Consider the following 16,365-nt stretch of genomic DNA (forward strand, 5'->3'; position numbering starts at 1 on the left):
TTCTCGTATCTGATAAGGCTATAGTGGATTATAGCCTTATGGTAGACACCCGGAAGATGCGGTATAATGAAAACCGGAGGCGCCTGCCAGACAGCAGAAAACATGAGGAGGGCTGCGCCTTAGAAAAAACAAAGGTTTATGTTATGAAGGAGGATTGTAAAAATGAAAAAATTTGTTGTTGTAATGATCATGGTTGTCATGATGATTGCTCTGGGAGGCTGCGCCGGTAATAAGAAAGAAGATTCTGCCCAGCAGTCCGGAAAACTGCAGAATATCACTATTGGTCTTATGCCTGATGTAGATTCCATCCCGTTTATCATTGCACAGGAAAAAGGATATTTTAAGGAAGAGGGTCTGACGGTAACCCTGGAGTCTTTCAAAAGTGCCGTGGACCGGGACAGTGCCCTTCAAGGCGGCAAATTGGACGGTGTCATCTCTGATATGCTGGCAGAAGCCTTTGCCAAGTCCGGCGGCTTTGACACGGTGATTACCTCGTTAACAAGCGGCAGCTATAAGCTGGTAGTGAACAAAGACGAAACTGCCACATCAATACAGGATTTGAAGGGTAAAGATGTGGCCATTTCTAAAAATACCATTATTGAGTATGTAACAGATAAGGTCATGACCGAAGGCGGATTAACACCGGCAGATATCAACAAAATCATCATTCCGCAGATTCCCGCGCGGTTGGAAATGCTGCAAAACAGCAAGATTGCTGCTGCCACTTTACCGGAGCCTTTGGCCACTATTGCCGTCAAAAACGGCGCGAAGGTATTAAACAGTTCTGACCGGTTAGGCATAAATCCGGGAGTTATGTTATTTACCACCAAGGCAGTGAATGACAAAGAGCAAGAAATTAAAGCCGTGTACCGGGCCTATAACAAAGCCATTGATTATTTATCCCGGGAGCCTGTGGAAAACTACGTAGACCTGTTAATCGAAAAGGGAGGCTTCCCCAAAGACGTAAAAGGGGCTCTTATTTTGCCTAAATATCAAAAAGCCGTAGCGCCTCAAGCGAAAGACGTTGAGGACGTGGTGGCCTGGCTTCAGGCAAGGCAGTTGATCCAGAAGGCCTATTCTTATAAAGAACTGGTCGACGACCGCTTTGTAAGGTAGTCTGACGATGATTCGGATTAAGGATTTGAACGTTACATATAAGTCCCAGGGAGACTGCTATGCGGCCCTCCGGCATATTAACCTGGAGCTTTCGGCGGGAGAAACCTGTGCCATCATTGGCCCTTCCGGCTGCGGGAAGTCAACCCTTTTGAAAGTACTGGCCGGAATTATTAAGGATTTTGGCGGATCTGTTGAAATCAACGGGCAGCCGGTTATGCCTAATAAGCAAAAGATTGGTTTTATTCCGCAAAATTACGGACTCCTGCCGTGGAAAAATGTATATGAGAATATTCGGCTTGGTATAAAAATAAAAAATAAAAACAGTGATGACAAAGAAACGCTGGCTTCTTTGCTCCAGCAACTGGGCCTGGCGGGATTGGAAAGCCGGTATCCCGGGGAATTAAGCGGCGGCCAACAGCAGCGGGTTGCTTTGGCCCGTTCCTTTCTTTTAAAACCGGATTTGCTGTTGATGGATGAACCTTTTTCGGCTTTGGATGCCATGACCCGGGAGGAAATACAGAATGTATTTTTAACTGCCTGGCGGAAGCATTCTGTTTCAACTGTCCTTGTCACCCATGATGTGGAAGAGGCAGTGTATTTAGGCCGGAAAATCGTAATTCTCTCCGCTTCGCCCGGGACGGTAAGCAAAATTATTGACAATCCTTTGTTTGGCGTAGACGATATTCGAAATCATCAGGATTTTTTTCAACTAAGCCTTACATTACGAAGAATGATAAAAGAGGATTGGTCAAAATGACAGACAGAGGAGCGAAGGTTTGGTATATATACGGCATACTCACCTTTTTCATCTTGTGGTATGCTGTTGCTGCCTTAGTAAAGCTGCCGATCATTCCAACTCCCTGGGTGGTAATGCTTAATTTAGTAAAAATCTTTGCCCCGAAAATTGCTATTCATGCTTGTTACAGTTTGTGGCGCATTGTCGCGGGGGTTTTTTTGTCGGTGATTGTCGGTATTCCCGTCGGCCTTTGTATGGGTTACTTCGCAAGGTGGGACCGGGCCTTATCACCTGTTATCTATTTAACCTATCCCATTCCCAAAATTGCTCTATTACCCATTATGATGCTGATTTTCGGATTAGGCGATCTGTCAAAAATACTGATGATATTTTTGATCATTATTTTTCAGGTTATTGTTTCGGTAAGGGACGGGGTAAAAAGCATTCCCAAAGAAACATACTATCCCTTATATTCACTGGGGGCCGGCTTCATGGACGTTCTCCGGGAAATTCTCATTCCTGCATCCATGCCGAAGTTTTTAACCTCACTGCGGGTCGCTATGGCGACAGCCATATCTGTGCTGTTTTTTACCGAGACCTTCGGAACCCAATACGGGATGGGATATTTTATCATGGATGCCTGGATGCGGGTGAATTATCTGGAAATGTATTCGGGAATCGTGGTTTTGAGCAGCATAGGCCTGATTTTATTCGGTGCCATTGATTATTTGGAGCGGAAATTGTGTCACTGGCAGTATAAGTAGCAAAGGGAAACGCGGTATCGTTTCTCCCCGGCGCGTGTTTACAAGCGCGACCGGGGACGGCCGGACTGCCCTGGCGATATTCGGAAAAATAAAATAACGCAATAATGCAAGGCCTGACCCCTAATCTATTGACAAAAAATGGAGGACGCAGTATAATATAATTAATAATATACCAATTTAGTATATATTATTTATGGCTACTAAAGGTGGTGCCGTTGTGCAGCTTAACCAGGCAACTGATTATGCTTTCCGCGTGGTATTGTATCTGGCCGGGTTGCCGTCAGGGACGGTGGAAAGTGGTGTGAGGATTGCGGAATGCCAGAATATCCCGCTCCGGTTCTTTCAGAAGATCACGCGTTCATTATCTGCTGCCGGCTTGATAAAATCGTACCGCGGTGTCGAAGGCGGCTTTGCCTTGGCAAAGCCGGCAGGGGAAATTACTTTGTATGACGTCATTACCGCTATGGAAGGTCCGCTCGGCATTCACCGCTGTCTGGCTGACCGCAAAGCCTGCAACCGGCATTGCGGCGATGATTGTCCGGTGCACCAGGCACTGGCCGGTATTCAGGACCGGCTGGCAGCCGATCTATTAAGGGTTACCTTTGCGGCGCTAGCTGCTAAAACCAAATAAACTAATTGGGAGGTAAGAGTATGGAAGAACTCATTTTGTCCCGCTGGCAGTTTGGGATAACGTCAACCTATCACTTTCTTTTTGTGCCGTTGACGCTGGGCCTGTCGCTGATTGTCGCCATCCTGGAGACGATCTATGTCCGTACCGGTAGTGAAATGTACAAACAGCAGGCCAGGTTCTGGGGCAAACTATTCCTCATCAATTTTGCCATGGGTGTGGTCACAGGTATTGTTCAGGAATTTCATTTCGGCATGAACTGGTCGGAGTATTCCCGGTTCATGGGTGACATCTTTGGCGCGCCGCTGGCGATGGAGGCGCTCACTGCCTTTTATTTGGAGTCAACTTTCTTAGGATTGTGGATTTTCGGCTGGGACCGCCTGCCCAAAGTTTTGCATGCCGCCAGCATCTGGATTGTGGCCCTGGCTGGCAATTTGTCGGCATTTTGGATTTTGACAGCTAACTCGTTCATGCAGTCGCCTGTCGGCTATGCGATCCATAATGGCCGGGCGGAGATGACTGATTTTACTGCACTTATTACAAATCCTTACGTGTTCTACCAGTTCCCGCACACGGTACTGTCAGGTCTGGTAACTGCCGGATTTTTTGTCCTGGCCATCAGTGCTTATCATCTTATTCGCCAAACACATGTTGAGTTTTTCCGGGCATCATTTAAGCTTGGTCTTATTTGGACGACAATCAGCCTGTTGGTGTTAATGGGCAGCGGCCATGCGCAGACTCAGTTTATCGCCAAAGCTCAACCGATGAAGCTGGCTGCCGCCGAGGCGCTGTGGGAGACGGCCAAGCCTGCTCCGTTTGGCGTAGCAGCCATAATTGACGAACAAAACAAGACGAATACGGCAGAACTGAAGATCCCGGCTTTGCTGTCAATATTGGCCAACAACAATCCTAATACTGAAGTAAAAGGTATTAAGGATATCGAACAAGAATATATTGCTAAATATGGCCCTGGTAACTATGTGCCGCCGGTAACCCCGGTGTTCTGGAGCTTTAGACTCATGGTAGCGGCAGGCAGTGTTATGCTGCTGGTCGTTTTGACCGCCTCGTTCCTCTGGTGGCGCGGTCAGCTTGAAGCAAGACCACGGGTATTGAAAGCTGTGTTGTGGAGCCTGCCGCTGCCGTATATTGCCAACTCGACCGGTTGGTATATGGCTGAAGCCGGTCGTCAGCCGTGGATTGTGTTCGGTCTGCAGAAGGTCGGGCAGGCGGTATCACCATCGGTGGGCGCAGGCAGCATCTGGATTTCACTGATTGGCTTTACGCTGGTGTACGCCTTGCTGGCGGCAGCGGCTGTGTATCTTGTGCAAAAGTTTGTCCGGCAAGGGCCTGTTGATGCGCCTGTTGACTCCAATAAACCGGCGGTAAAGGGGGCGGCATTATGGAACTAAGTGTACTGTGGTTTATTCTGGTAACAGTTCTGTTTATCGGCTTCTTCTTCCTTGAGGGCTTTGACTATGGTGTAGGTATTTTACTCCCTTTCCTGGGAAAAAATGACACTGAACGCCGGGTGCTTATCAATACAATTGGTCCGGTATGGGATGGCAACGAGGTGTGGATGATTACCGCCGGAGGCGCGATGTTCGCCGCTTTCCCGCATGTGTATGCCACCTTGTTCAGCGGGTTCTATCTGGCGCTGTTTTTGATGCTCATGGCGCTTATTGTCCGGGGGGTGGCCTTTGAGTTCAGAAGCAAGGATGGGGATCCGGCCTGGCGCTCGACCTGGGACTGGATGATATTTGCCGGCAGTGCCGTGCCGGCGTTACTTTGGGGCGTAGCTGTCGCCAACCTTATTCAGGGCGTACCCATTAACGCCGAAATGCAATATGTCGGTACTTTCTTTGATTTGCTGAGCCCATATACACTGGTAGGCGGCATGGCTTTCTTCCTGGTATTCACTTTTCATGGGGCTATGTATCTGACGCTTAAGACCGAAGAACAAATGGTGGAACGGGCGCGGCAGGCGGCCATTAGGGCCGGGGCGTTGGCGGCCGTGTTCTGCCTGGCGCTGGTGGGCATGACATATACAAATACCGATTTATTTACCAGAATGGGCGCCGGTATTGCCCTGTGGGGCGCCGTCGCTCTGTTTGCCGGCGCATACGGTGCAATGTATGTAAAACGGTATGGCTGGGGCTTTATTTTAAGCAGTCTGACTATTGTGCTCACTACTGTCGCCTTTTTCTGGGGTTTGTTCCCGAGACTGATCGTGTCCAGTCTCAATCCGTCCTGGAGCCTGACAATTACCAATTCGGCGTCCACGCCGTACACCCTGACAATTATGACTATTGCCGCGCTGACGCTGGTGCCGGTAGTCCTGGTCTATCAGGCCTGGGTCTATTGGACGTTCCGCAAGCGGGTCAGCGTGAAAGAATTGGAATACTAAGTAAAAATGAGATTGCCACGCTACACTGCGTTACGCTTGCAATGCCAGACCGTTGCCAGTGTCATCGCCGCGCACTGTGGCAAATTCTTTTTATCCGGGGTGAAAACATGGCGCTTGGTGATGAGGATCATGAATATTTGCGGCAGTTGGCCTGGATTTATCCCAGCGACTATGTAGCAGAACTCAGGCGTTTGGCCGAAGCGGTGGTTAAAGAGCAGTTGTCCCGGGGCGAGCGCCAAAATATCCGCGAGATTGTTTGGGGCATAATGGACAAAATTCGGGCCGAAACTGACGGTGTTACGCCGGCCGATACTGATGCGGCCGCTGAAATCGCGGCGGAAGCTGGGCAGGAAGGGCGGGAGAAGGTATTGGCGGCGTTAACGGCCGGCCAGCCGCACATTCTGTCAGGGATGGGCCCTGAGGTGGTGGTGCCGCTGAGCGAGGCGCTTGCCGGCGTTGACGCTGCTGTTGCCGCTAATGCCGGCCTGGCGCTCAGGCAGTTAACCGATAACAGCGCCATTGACGCCTTTTGCCGATTATGGGCGGAAACCCGCAGTCCTGAACTGGAAAGAATCATGCTTGACGCCGGGTATTTGGCGTCACAGCCGCTGCGGCTGAGGTTGCTGACCGTTCTCAAAACAGGGGCGGACAGGGTTATGTTGGCTGAAGGACCGGAACTTGTGCCCGAACTGCTGGCAGCCGTTGACGACGCCGACCGGATTATTGCCGGTCGCGCCCGGCGGTTGCTGCTCACTTTGACAAACCGCCGCGCTATTGATGCTGTATGCGAAACAGTGCTGGCTGAGCCTGACAACGAACGGCTGCGAGCGTGGGCGGTCGCTGCCGGCTATGCCCCGGCCAATGATAGCCGGGCGGCTCTCTTTTATGTTATTACCGGGCAGTGGGACAAATATTATGCGCTCGACTGGCAGGAGACGAGGCCGCTCTTGTCAAAGGGGTATAACGCGGCTACGGCAGCTGAGCGGCAGCAGTTTTTGGCAGCTGCCCGCAAAAGCGGTCATAGCCTGCTTTTAGCCGGGTTGTTGCCGGAAGGCGGCAACCGTGCGGAATATGAGGAAATTACCGGCGAAGATTGGGCTGCTATGGTTGATTTTTTAGTCAGCCGGGAGCGGTGGACGGAGCTTTACCGGTTAGCGTTTAAAGCCCCGCCCGCCTGGGCGGCCGAGATTGCGCTGACGCTGGTCGGCGCAGATTGGCAGCCGCCGGCCTGGGAACGGCCAGGCTGGGAAACGATTGCCGCCAATTGTCCGCAAACGGCTAAAACTGTATTTGTGCCTGACGGCCGGGAATTAATCAATCTGGACCTAAGCGGCCTAGGGGCGGCCATTGCGTGTGCGGCTTTTCATCCCAACCAGCGTATTGTGGCCGGCGGCGGCAGCGATGGCCGGCTTAGGCTGTGGCATGTGGCAAGCGGCAGTTTGTGGCGGACGGTTGATCTTCACGCTGACGCCATTACGGCTCTTGCTTTTACGCCTGATGGACGCCAGTTGGTGACTGCCGGGCGGGAAGGCAAGGTACATGTTTGGCAGTTGCCTGATGTTACATGGGTTAAAAGTGTGAGCGGCCAGCCGGGACTGGTAACAGCCATGGCTGGCAGCAATAGCGGCCGAATTCTGGCCGCCGCCGGCGCCGGTAGCGCGGCAGCAGTCCGGATTTGGGCCTGGGACGGCGCATATATGACCAATCAGGGACAGTATCCCGGTAGTTTGTTTAGTGCCGCAGATGTCAACTTGGAGCACAAACTGGCAGCAGGCGGCAGCCGGGACGGCAAAATCCGCTTGTATGCGTTTGGCGGCAGCCGGAGCGGGAATAAAGTATGGGCGGCGCATGCCGGCCCAATCAAGGCTTTGGCCTTTAGCGGCCATGGCCGGCTGCTGGTTAGCGCCGGTACTGATGCTCAGTTAAAGGTGTGGGAAGTTGACAGCGGCAGACTGCTGTGGGCCATGCCGGAGACAGGTAGCTTGCTGGCCGTTAGCCATGACGCCGCGATGGCGGCAGTGGTCAACCCCAATCAAAACGTACTGGCAATAAGGCAGTTGCGGATGGCCAAACCGATGGCGCTGGCCACGCCTGCCGACTGGCGGCATGCCGCTCAACTGGCGGCACTGCCGCAGCTCGAGACTGAGATCCGGCAGCAGGCTAGGTTTCTACATGCGCTGCTTGCTGCCAAATTCCGCTATGATATTATGCTGTAGCGCTAATTAAGAGGTGGTAGCAGTGGCCGGACGGCTGGCAATTGATTTTGGCAACACGTATACTGTGGCCGCTTATTGGCGGCAAGCCTCCCGCCAGGCCGAGACTCTCTATATACCCGGCATAACGCGGCCGTTGCCCAATAATGCGGCTGACACGGGAAAAAGGGTATATGCGGCGCCGTCATTAATTATGTACAGGGAGGGAGCAGGCGGAATTTTAATCGGGCAGGAAATAGCCGAGGGATTGAGCGGCTTGGTTGATGACCGGGCGGTATTTAAAAACCTGAGATTTGACGTGGTCACCGGCAAGCGGGTGTATCGGCCGGCCGGCAGCCGCCGGCTAAGCGGGCAGGATGCCGCCAGGGATTACTTGGCCGGGGTCATCAGCCGCGCCGGTCAAGCACTCGGATTAGGTCAGGAAGCTGTAATTACCTTTACCGTACCGGTTGAGGCTTGTCAGGCTGAAGTAATATGGCAGCGCTATCGTCAATGGCTGACGGCGGCTGTACGCCAGGCCGGCTTTAACCGTCTGGAATTGGTGGAAGAGGCCTGGGCGGCTGCTTGGGGAGCCGGAATGCCGGTTAGGCCGGACGATATATATGCTGTTGTCAACTTGGATGTTGAGATGCTCGCTGTTGCTGTCATTCAGGCCGGAAAAAAGGCGGGCAGCGGCGACAGGCGCCATATTCGTATTTTAAGCCATGTCCGGGAGTGGCTCAGTTGCCAGGATTATGACAGTGCGGCAGTTTGCAGCCAACTGACAGCACTACTGCAGCAGGCGCTGCGGGAGGCCGGACGGTTGGGTTATTCAACCGGTGGGTTTACCGGGGTGGTTGTGACCGGCGGCCATAGTTTCGCGCCTGATATTCTGGCGACAGTACATAACTTGTTTGCGGGCATTCCGGTATATGACAAACGCCTGCGGGAGGCCGCCGCTTGCGGCGCGGCAACCTTAGCGGCCGGCGTCGACGCCTGTGGCTATATCAGGCATGACTACGGCCTGCGCTACTTGGCCGGGGACAGTTACCGGTACCGGCTGCTGGTGGCAGGCGGCACTTTTTACCCCAGTGACAAACCGGTGGCCGAGCTTGAACTCAAAGCCAGTTATGATGGCCAAGAGGAGTTTGCCTTGTTGATTTACCGCCTGGAAAATGGCGGTGGCCAATGCGTCAATGAAGACGGCCCGCTGATTTTGGCAGCGTCGCCAGCCGGACGCGGCCAGTCAGCGATAAAAACCCGGTTTAGCATTGACGGGGCGGGACGGCTGGTGGTAACTGCCGAGGACATGGCTAACGGACACGTTATTGCTGATAACATGCCGGTAGCTAAGCTGATTTAGCAGGAGGGACTCATAATGTCGCATTTTACTGAGGTGGCAACCAAGATTGCCAATAAAGAATTGCTGGTAGCCTGTCTTAAGGAACTCGGCTATACTGTGGAAGAAAAAACAACAATCAAAGGCTACCGCGGCCAGGAAACCCCGGTTGATATTGCGGTACGCATGCGCCAGGGTTATGATATCGGTTTTACGCTGGGACCTGACGGCACCTATAGTTTTGTTGCCGACTGGTTTGGCGTGCAAGGAACCAATCAACAGGAATTTACCGCCAAAGTTCAGCAGCAGTACGCGCTGACCACCGTTATCGACCAGATCAGCCGCCAAGGCTTTAATGTTGTCGAACAGCAGCGGGAGGCAACCGGAGAAATACGATTGGTCGTCCGCCGCTGGGTGTAAGGGAGGAGGAGCGGGTAATGGATAACTTTGCCGAACAATTTGATACATACATCCGGGCGCGCGTTACGCTCATTGTTGTGGTGACGCCGGAAGAACAGCGGGCTGTTGACTATGTCAGGACAGTATGCGAACACAAAAGCCGTACCTGCCTGTCCTGGGATATTGCTGACGGCTTTATCGTACTTACCGGCCGTACTTCGCTTGATTTAAAGTGCAAAGATCCACTGGTGGCGCTTGACCTTATGGAGAAAACCGGCATGGAAAATACGGGAGCCATCTTTGTCTGTAAGGATTTCCACGACTTTTGGGCCAACCCGCCGGTCAGACGCAAGTTACGCAGTGTGGTGCAGCGCCTGACCCAGACCCGGACATCCATTGTGATTACCACACCGAGCGGACAGATTCCCGACGAACTGCAGGACGAGGCTGTGGTTATTCATTTGCACCGGCCCAACGGTGAAGAACTTGACAACGTGCTGGACGGCCTGCTGAAAGGCGCCAACGTCAAAATCAACCTTACTGAAGCCGGACGGGAAAAGGTTGTGCAGGCAGCCATGGGGATGACGGCCGGGCAGGCCCGTCGGGTGTTCTCTAAAGCTATTGTTACCTGCGGTTGTTTAGATGACCGCAGCATTTCGCTCATCACTGAAGAAAAGGCGCAACTGGTACGTCAGAGCGAAGCTTTGGAATTCTTGAGCGCCACTGAAACGGCGGAAAACGTGGGTGGTCTGGGCGTGCTCAAGGACTGGCTGCGGCTTAGAGAACAGGCCTTTACCAAAGACGCCCGCGACTATGGTCTGCCTGCACCTAAAGGCATTGCCATGGTCGGCATCCCCGGCACCGGCAAGAGCCTGACGGCCAAGATGATTAGCAGCCTCTGGCAGTTGCCGCTCTTAAGACTTGACGTCGGCGCCCTGTTTGGCGCTTATGTTGGCGAGTCGGAAGACCGCACCCGCCGCGCTCTCCATATTGCCGAGACCATTGCCCCCTGCATTTTGTGGGTGGACGAAATTGAGAAAGCTTTTGCCTTTGGCTATGGTGACGCCGGTACCAGCCAGCGGGTATTTGCCACCCTCTTAACTTGGATGCAAGATAAACAGGCGCCTTGCTTTGTTGTGGCCACCGCCAACAATATTGCCGCGTTGCCGCCGGAGCTGATGCGCAAAGGCCGGTTTGACGAGATATTTTTCCTGGACTTGCCCCATATGGCTGAGCGCCGCGAAATTTTTGCCGCTCATCTCAAGCGGCGCAACCGTTCGCCGCGAGACTTTGACCTCGCTCGCCTGGCTAAAGAGTCGGACGGCTATGTGGGCGCTGAAATTGAACAGGCAATCATTGATGCCATGTACCTGGCCTTTAGTGATAACATGCGCGAAATAACAACTGAGGACATTGTTGTTTCCCTTAAACGCCAGGTGCCATTATCAGTTTCGCAGCGGGAAAATATTCAATATCTCCGCCAATGGCTGCAGGAAGGCCGCGCCCAGTCGGCGTCCTATCCTGGCGAAATTGCCGGCGAAACAGGCGCCGGGCCGGTGCTCCTGGAAATTGAAAGTCAGGACTGGGGGAAAGGACGGTAAGCTATGGATAAGCAGGAGCTGGAAATAACAATTGACACCAATGGCAAAGTAAGCATTAAGGTAGCCGGGGCTAAAGGCGGTCAGTGCCTGGATATTACCAAGCCGATTGAAGAGGCGCTGGGCGAAGTAAAAGTGCGGGAAATGACGCCAGAGTATTATGAACAGCCGGCCGAACCATTTAAGGTCAGGAGCAATCAGCGATGAGCGTTGAGTACAATCAACAGCAAGGCGGCGTTGTTAACATGGCTGCCTTTTTGCCTAAATCACAGGTTAACGGTCCCGGTCTTCGGGCGGTAGTGTGGGTGCAGGGGTGTCCCCGCCGGTGTGAAGGCTGCTTTAATCCGGACATGCTGGAGTTTCGCAAGAACCAATTAGTACCTGTGGCTGAATTGGCCGGCCGCATTCTAGCCATCGAAGGTATTGAAGGCGTCACTTTTTCGGGCGGCGAACCCTTTGCGCAAGCCGCCGCGCTGGCCGTGCTGGCTGAACTGCTGTCAGACCACGGGCTAACTATTGTCGTCTTTACCGGCTATAACTACCAGGAACTGGCTTGTGCCAATAATCCCGCCTGGCAGAGGCTGTTGGCACAAGCCGATTTGCTGATAGCCGGCCCCTACCAAATAGGCCGGCCTTCAGACCGCTATCTCTGCGGCTCAGACAATCAGCAGTTAATCTTTCTGACAGATAAGCTAAAAAACCACCCTGATATTAAGGACGCGGGTGCTCATTTCGTGGAGTTGACAATTGGCCGCACCGGCAACATTATAATCACCGGTGTTGGGTAAGGCAGAATATATAGTATCCGATAAAGATTTTTTTCTAGGCGTGTTGTTAGTAACGCTCCACCGCTGGCGCTTGACTTACGCTTATACTAACAACACGCCTGTAAATCTTTATTGGATACTATAGAGATTGCTTTATCAAATTCTGTGAAAGAACCTGTTTGTTAGCCTTGCGGTTTAGGTAATGACTTAAGCAAAAAACTGCAGCCAACCTCTAAATAGACTGGCTGCAGTTTTATTAGCTATATTTTTGAGGTAAACCAGCGGCTCAACATTTACCGGTTTGCTGTAAATTCTGCGGCAATTGCCCTTTGGCGGCAGTTCCCGTAAGCAGCCAACCGGCCAGTAAAGCGGTAAACGGAGCGACAAGCACTACCCCAAGGCTGCCCACAAGTGTGTGCAGAACTTCCGCAGCAATGTAAGTCAAATTCAAAATGTTTATGACTGGAGTACCTTGCGCCAAAAACACCATCATTAATGCAGTAAATGATCCTGAGTAAGCTAACAACAATGTTGTTGTCATTGTTCCCACCACCGCCCGGCCTACGTTCATTCCTGATGCAACGGCTTCTTTGCGGGTAATGTCCGGTTTTTTTTCCACTAACTCCGCAACCGATACCGCAATATCCATCGCCACATCCATCATTGCGCCTGAAGATGCCAGGAATATTCCGGCTAAAAATACCTTTGTCAGGTCGATGTGGCTAAAGCCTACATGGAGCAGAGTTTCCGCATAAGGAACCACCGCACCATGTACTTTGAACAGCGCCCCGAATACAACTGCCATAATACACGCCGCAATTGCGCCGCTCATGGTGCCAAGAAAAGCGGCAAGCCCTTTTCGCGTAATTCCGGTAACGAGAAAGGTAACACAGGCAACGATTGCGCACACAGTTAAGAGAGAAATGATGATTGGGTCCCAGCCTTTCAAAAACAGTGGCCAAAGCACTTTCCATAGTACTAAAATCGTAAAAACAAATGACAATAAGGATTTCACGCCCGTCCATCTGGCATACCAAAACAGGAAAAGCGCAAACAGTACAAACAAAACCGCCTCGATATCAAGACGATAGTGGTCAATAAGATTCGCAACTTCGATGCGCCCTTGTTGACCTTTTATCACCACTAAAGCAGTGTCACCGATTTGAAAAATCTTGTCAAGTTCCAATTTGCCAAGTAAAGAATTGGTGGTTTCAATTTGCTGACCTTGAAACGGCCCGTCAACCACTTCCAGCTTTACCACCTGTACCCCGGTTTTGACTACGCCTCGCTGGTGGACATTTGCATTATCAACAAACAGCACTTTTGCTTTGCTGCGGACATAGCCGTCATCTTGATCAGGAAAGCCTGTGGGGAGAAAGTACAGGAAAATTGAGATGATTGTCACCAATAAAACAAAGGTTTTATCTCGCAGAGTTTGATGTAACATGCTAAGTTTTCCTTTCTGGCTATATAAAGAGATAGAGTAGGAGAATCTCCCACTCTATCTTAACAACTCGTGAGATTTGTTAATAATGCTTTATTACTGGAATTTCACACCCATGATGCTCATCATTTTTTTCGCGACATCGGTGTTATCATAGTATCCCTGGAACATTTCGCCGCCAACACCTTGGGCGAATACAGGAACAGCCACGCCGGTATGAGCGTAAGTCGTCCAGCCGATGCCGGCTTTTTGGTTAAGAATATGGGTTACAGTTATGGAAAATGGCTCATAGCCACCGTACAGGAGATAGCTTTGTTCATCTTTGGCGCGCTTTTTCGGGTCCAGCATGCTTTGGGCAAGAGCATCGGACAAACGTTGTTTATCATAAGCGGTTAATTCGGTCAGGCCGAAATCATTGGCGAGAATTGGCAGCCAATCTTGCAAGTTTGCACCGGTTTCGCCAACAATTGCGCGATATGCTTTAATTTTTTTGTCAAATTCTTCAAACGACATGGTTTGTTTATTGATTTTACTAACGAAAGTTTCATACTTGGTACCGGCAAAACCTATGGACATACCGCCGGTTTCATGGTCGCCGGTAACAACAATAAGAGTCTCATTAGGATGTTTTGCGTAAAACTTGAGTGCTTCGGCAATGGCATTATCAAATGCCGTTACATCACGGACGGTTGTTGCGGCGTCGTTAGCATGGCAAGCCCAGTCAACTTTACCACCTTCAACCATCATAAAGAAGCCGTTGGGATTGTCGAGTAATTCAATACCTTTGCGGGTGAAGTCGGCAAGCGACAATTGGTTGGTGCGGTCGATTTCATACTGCATAGCCTCATCTGCTGCGAGACCGGGCTGAATGGCAATTACTTTTCCGTCATTTTTACTGAGGTTCATAATTTCGTCTTGATTGTTGACTACTTTATAGCCTTTTTGCTTGGCAATCTCCAAAGCGTCCGGACGGTCTTTCTTCTTACCGGTAGGCGCTAACAGGCCACCGCCGGCAAAATAGTCGAAACCGCTGTCACCCATAGCCAGAGCAATTTCGTAGAAGTTATTGCGGCTAGGTTCATGGGCATAGAATGCGCCGGGAGTTGCATGGTCGATAGATACGCTGGAAACAATGCCGACTTTCATACCTTTTTCTTTGGCCATTTCAGCCATGGTTTTAAATTTGATTTTATTTGTCGGGTCTACACCTAAAACATCGTTATCCGTTTTGTGCCCGGATGCCAGAGCGGTGCCGGCAGCCGCAGAATCAGTGATGAAGCTATTGGTCGAGTGGGTTGTCTGCATTCCTTGATAAGGGAAAATAGTAAAATTCAGTTTATCTTTATACATTGGGTTACTACTGCTAAGGGTACCTTTGAAAATTTCAGTTGAATTAATTTGCGGCATAGCCATGCCATCACCGATGAAATAAAATACGTATTTTGCTTTCTTCCCGTAATAACCGCTTTCTTCCCCGGCAATAGCCGCTGGCTGTTTGGGGACTGCATAAGCTATCAGTGCTACAATGAAAGCGCCAACAACTGCGGCTATGAAGAACCAGCTTTTTTTTCTGCTCACTAAAATACCGCCTCCTTAATGAATTTGAGTTTGTACAAGATTATTATGGAAGAAAAAACTCAATTAATTGTTAACACAGTATTAAAATTGGGTTAATTTGGTACAACCACACAAAGAGCGTGTGTGCCTAGGAGAATGGGTTTAGCTTGACAAATGAGTTTGTCGTAGATAGTATATAATAAATAGCTTACAAGGCGTAGCTTATGTAAGCTGTTTATATTTGTTGAGGATAAATGGGACATCGTGCGGATGAGTATTGAGGTTCAAATAAATATTCTCGACAGTACATATATTTAATGTGTAGGATCCGAGAAGGCGCAAGGTATTTGTGAGGTGTAACATATGCTTCAAGGCAAAAAAATTAATTTGCGGACAGTATGGGAGTCTGATCTTGAATTAATTTATAAACTTATGACCGACGTTGCGGAAGTAGGTGAACACTGGTTGCTTGAGATTCCTGCCGAGCCGGCTTTTCGCCGCGGGTTTAACGAGCGGGGTTTTTGGCATGATGACTTTGGCAGGATGCTGATCACTGATAAGCAGGACAACATTCTGGGAGAAATTATCTATTTCAGAAATGCTGATTACCGTGCAGGCTATGAGCTAGGTTATCAAATCTATAAACGGCGCGACCGGGGGAAGGGATACATGTCTGAGGCTTTAGCGCTCTTTTCGTCGTTTCTCTTTGCCGTTAAACCCATTCCCCGGTTGCAGGTTACCGTTATCGCCGGCAACCATTCCAGTCGCCGCGTAGCGGAAAAGTGCGGTTACCGCTATGAAGGCACACTGCGACATGCCGCGTTTCATTTAGGAAAATTCGTTGACCTTGAATTATTGGCTTTGCTCAGGGAAAACTGCCTGCCGCTGGAACAGTTTGATAACGAAAACGAAACATAATAAGAAGTATTCTGGAGCCAAAAGGAGTCAAGAAATAATTCTTGGCTCTCTTTTCCTTTAACTTCTGCCGAGTTTGTCGAGTGTAATCCGCTGTTAGACCAAGATGGCCAAACGGCGGCAGTCGTAATTGATTTAATCGCCATGCTGCTGGGCGGACAAATTGCCTGTGACATCGGCAGGCATGAAACTGAGCGCTGTGTGAAATACTACTCCTAAAAAGGAGTGATTGGCGATGAAGGTGACAAGAGCCGAGGAAATAATGAAATCGCCCGATATTATCGGTGTTAAGTACCGCAACAACTATGTCTGGATTGAAGATGTTGATAAAGAACACAATACTGCCCATGTCACTTATTTGGAAAAACGCAACACGCTCCATGTTGATGTTGACCAATTGGAAGAAACCGGATCGGTGATCAGGCAGCCGTAAAAATGCTGAGCCTCAATAACGGGGCTCGGCATTTTTTTCACGATTATGGCAGTTGCCGACTTTGTCGGACAGG

16 protein-coding genes are annotated in these 16,365 nt (G+C 50.6%); 14 read left to right on the forward strand and 2 right to left on the reverse strand.

Annotation, left to right across the window (positions count from 1 at the left end; all coding sequences use genetic code 11):
- The first annotated feature begins 162 nt into the window (after window positions 1-162).
- From SCACP_RS00860 to SCACP_RS00915, 12 genes are all read left to right on the forward strand, one after another.
- A complete protein-coding gene (locus SCACP_RS00860) occupies window positions 163-1,116 on the forward strand; it encodes an ABC transporter substrate-binding protein (RefSeq protein WP_425059571.1) in 954 nt (317 codons plus the stop codon).
- 7 nt (window positions 1,117-1,123) lie between these two features.
- Window positions 1,124-1,873, forward strand: a complete 750-nt coding sequence (locus SCACP_RS00865; RefSeq protein ID WP_425059572.1) for an ABC transporter ATP-binding protein — start codon at window positions 1,124-1,126, stop codon at window positions 1,871-1,873.
- A complete protein-coding gene (locus SCACP_RS00870) occupies window positions 1,870-2,616 on the forward strand; it encodes an ABC transporter permease (protein WP_425059573.1) in 747 nt (248 codons plus the stop codon). The genes SCACP_RS00865 and SCACP_RS00870 overlap by 4 nt, the downstream gene beginning before the upstream one ends.
- A gap of 193 nt (window positions 2,617-2,809) precedes the next feature.
- Complete coding sequence (locus tag SCACP_RS00875) at window positions 2,810-3,247, forward strand: RrF2 family transcriptional regulator (RefSeq protein WP_425059574.1); 438 nt, start codon at window positions 2,810-2,812, stop codon at window positions 3,245-3,247.
- Between the two features lie 20 nt (window positions 3,248-3,267).
- Entirely contained in the window at window positions 3,268-4,653 is a 1,386-nt protein-coding gene (locus tag SCACP_RS00880; RefSeq protein WP_425059575.1) for a cytochrome ubiquinol oxidase subunit I, read from the forward strand.
- Window positions 4,644-5,648 carry a cytochrome d ubiquinol oxidase subunit II gene (gene cydB / locus SCACP_RS00885; RefSeq protein WP_425059576.1) on the forward strand — a complete coding sequence of 335 codons (1,005 nt, stop codon included), beginning with the start codon at window positions 4,644-4,646 and terminating at the stop codon, window positions 5,646-5,648. The genes SCACP_RS00880 and cydB overlap by 10 nt, the downstream gene beginning before the upstream one ends.
- Window positions 5,649-5,689: 41 nt before the next feature.
- The gene (locus tag SCACP_RS00890; RefSeq protein WP_425059577.1) at window positions 5,690-7,864 is read left to right on the forward strand and encodes a WD40 repeat domain-containing protein; all 2,175 of its coding nucleotides are present in this window, start codon (window positions 5,690-5,692) and stop codon (window positions 7,862-7,864) included.
- Window positions 7,865-7,886: 22 nt separating this feature from the next.
- Complete coding sequence (locus SCACP_RS00895; protein WP_425059578.1) at window positions 7,887-9,203, forward strand: hypothetical protein; 1,317 nt, start codon at window positions 7,887-7,889, stop codon at window positions 9,201-9,203.
- Window positions 9,204-9,218: 15 nt separating this feature from the next.
- Entirely contained in the window at window positions 9,219-9,599 is a 381-nt protein-coding gene (locus SCACP_RS00900; protein ID WP_425059579.1) for a DUF1257 domain-containing protein, read from the forward strand.
- Window positions 9,600-9,616: 17 nt separating this feature from the next.
- Window positions 9,617-11,179 (forward strand): AAA family ATPase, encoded by a 1,563-nt coding sequence (locus SCACP_RS00905; RefSeq protein ID WP_425059580.1) that lies wholly within the window; start codon window positions 9,617-9,619, stop codon window positions 11,177-11,179.
- A 3-nt stretch (window positions 11,180-11,182) separates the two neighbouring features.
- Complete coding sequence (locus tag SCACP_RS00910) at window positions 11,183-11,383, forward strand: DUF2997 domain-containing protein (RefSeq protein WP_425059581.1); 201 nt, start codon at window positions 11,183-11,185, stop codon at window positions 11,381-11,383.
- On the forward strand, window positions 11,380-11,964 hold the full coding sequence (locus tag SCACP_RS00915; protein WP_425059582.1) for a 4Fe-4S single cluster domain-containing protein: 585 nt from the start codon (window positions 11,380-11,382) through the stop codon (window positions 11,962-11,964). Before SCACP_RS00910 ends, SCACP_RS00915 begins: the two co-directional genes overlap by 4 nt.
- A 265-nt stretch (window positions 11,965-12,229) precedes the next feature.
- Here SCACP_RS00915 and SCACP_RS00920 read toward each other — a convergent pair whose 3' ends face one another.
- Window positions 12,230-13,390, reverse strand: coding sequence for a YibE/F family protein (locus SCACP_RS00920; protein ID WP_425059583.1), 1,161 nt, complete (start codon window positions 13,388-13,390; stop codon window positions 12,230-12,232).
- A 93-nt stretch (window positions 13,391-13,483) separates the two neighbouring features.
- A complete protein-coding gene (locus tag SCACP_RS00925) occupies window positions 13,484-14,965 on the reverse strand; it encodes an alkaline phosphatase (protein ID WP_425059584.1) in 1,482 nt (493 codons plus the stop codon).
- 342 nt (window positions 14,966-15,307) lie between these two features.
- Between SCACP_RS00925 and SCACP_RS00930 the strand changes: the two genes are divergently transcribed.
- Complete coding sequence (locus SCACP_RS00930; protein WP_425059585.1) at window positions 15,308-15,862, forward strand: GNAT family N-acetyltransferase; 555 nt, start codon at window positions 15,308-15,310, stop codon at window positions 15,860-15,862.
- Between the two features lie 232 nt (window positions 15,863-16,094).
- Entirely contained in the window at window positions 16,095-16,292 is a 198-nt protein-coding gene (locus tag SCACP_RS00935; RefSeq protein WP_425059586.1) for an H-type small acid-soluble spore protein, read from the forward strand.
- Window positions 16,293-16,365: the final 73 nt, after the last annotated feature.

The organism is Sporomusaceae bacterium ACPt, from assembly GCA_041428575.1.
GTDB classification, from domain to species: domain Bacteria; phylum Bacillota; class Negativicutes; order Sporomusales; family Sporomusaceae; genus Sporomusa_D; species Sporomusa_D carbonis.

Bases quoted from the DNA above. Each gene is read 5' to 3' on its own strand.
- SCACP_RS00860 (WP_425059571.1), top strand. From the start codon at position 163: ATGAAAAAATTTGTTGTTGTAATGATCATGGTTGTCATGATGATTGCT.
- SCACP_RS00865 (WP_425059572.1), top strand. From the start codon at position 1,124: ATGATTCGGATTAAGGATTTGAACGTTACATATAAGTCCCAGGGAGAC.
- SCACP_RS00870 (WP_425059573.1), top strand. From the start codon at position 1,870: ATGACAGACAGAGGAGCGAAGGTTTGGTATATATACGGCATACTCACC.
- SCACP_RS00875 (WP_425059574.1), top strand. From the start codon at position 2,810: ATGGCTACTAAAGGTGGTGCCGTTGTGCAGCTTAACCAGGCAACTGAT.
- SCACP_RS00880 (WP_425059575.1), top strand. From the start codon at position 3,268: ATGGAAGAACTCATTTTGTCCCGCTGGCAGTTTGGGATAACGTCAACC.
- cydB (WP_425059576.1), top strand. From the start codon at position 4,644: ATGGAACTAAGTGTACTGTGGTTTATTCTGGTAACAGTTCTGTTTATC.
- SCACP_RS00890 (WP_425059577.1), top strand. From the start codon at position 5,690: ATGCCAGACCGTTGCCAGTGTCATCGCCGCGCACTGTGGCAAATTCTT.
- SCACP_RS00900 (WP_425059579.1), top strand. From the start codon at position 9,219: ATGTCGCATTTTACTGAGGTGGCAACCAAGATTGCCAATAAAGAATTG.
- SCACP_RS00905 (WP_425059580.1), top strand. From the start codon at position 9,617: ATGGATAACTTTGCCGAACAATTTGATACATACATCCGGGCGCGCGTT.
- SCACP_RS00910 (WP_425059581.1), top strand. From the start codon at position 11,183: ATGGATAAGCAGGAGCTGGAAATAACAATTGACACCAATGGCAAAGTA.
- SCACP_RS00915 (WP_425059582.1), top strand. From the start codon at position 11,380: ATGAGCGTTGAGTACAATCAACAGCAAGGCGGCGTTGTTAACATGGCT.
- SCACP_RS00920 (WP_425059583.1), bottom strand. From the start codon at position 13,390: ATGTTACATCAAACTCTGCGAGATAAAACCTTTGTTTTATTGGTGACA.
- SCACP_RS00930 (WP_425059585.1), top strand. From the start codon at position 15,308: ATGCTTCAAGGCAAAAAAATTAATTTGCGGACAGTATGGGAGTCTGAT.
- SCACP_RS00935 (WP_425059586.1), top strand. From the start codon at position 16,095: ATGAAGGTGACAAGAGCCGAGGAAATAATGAAATCGCCCGATATTATC.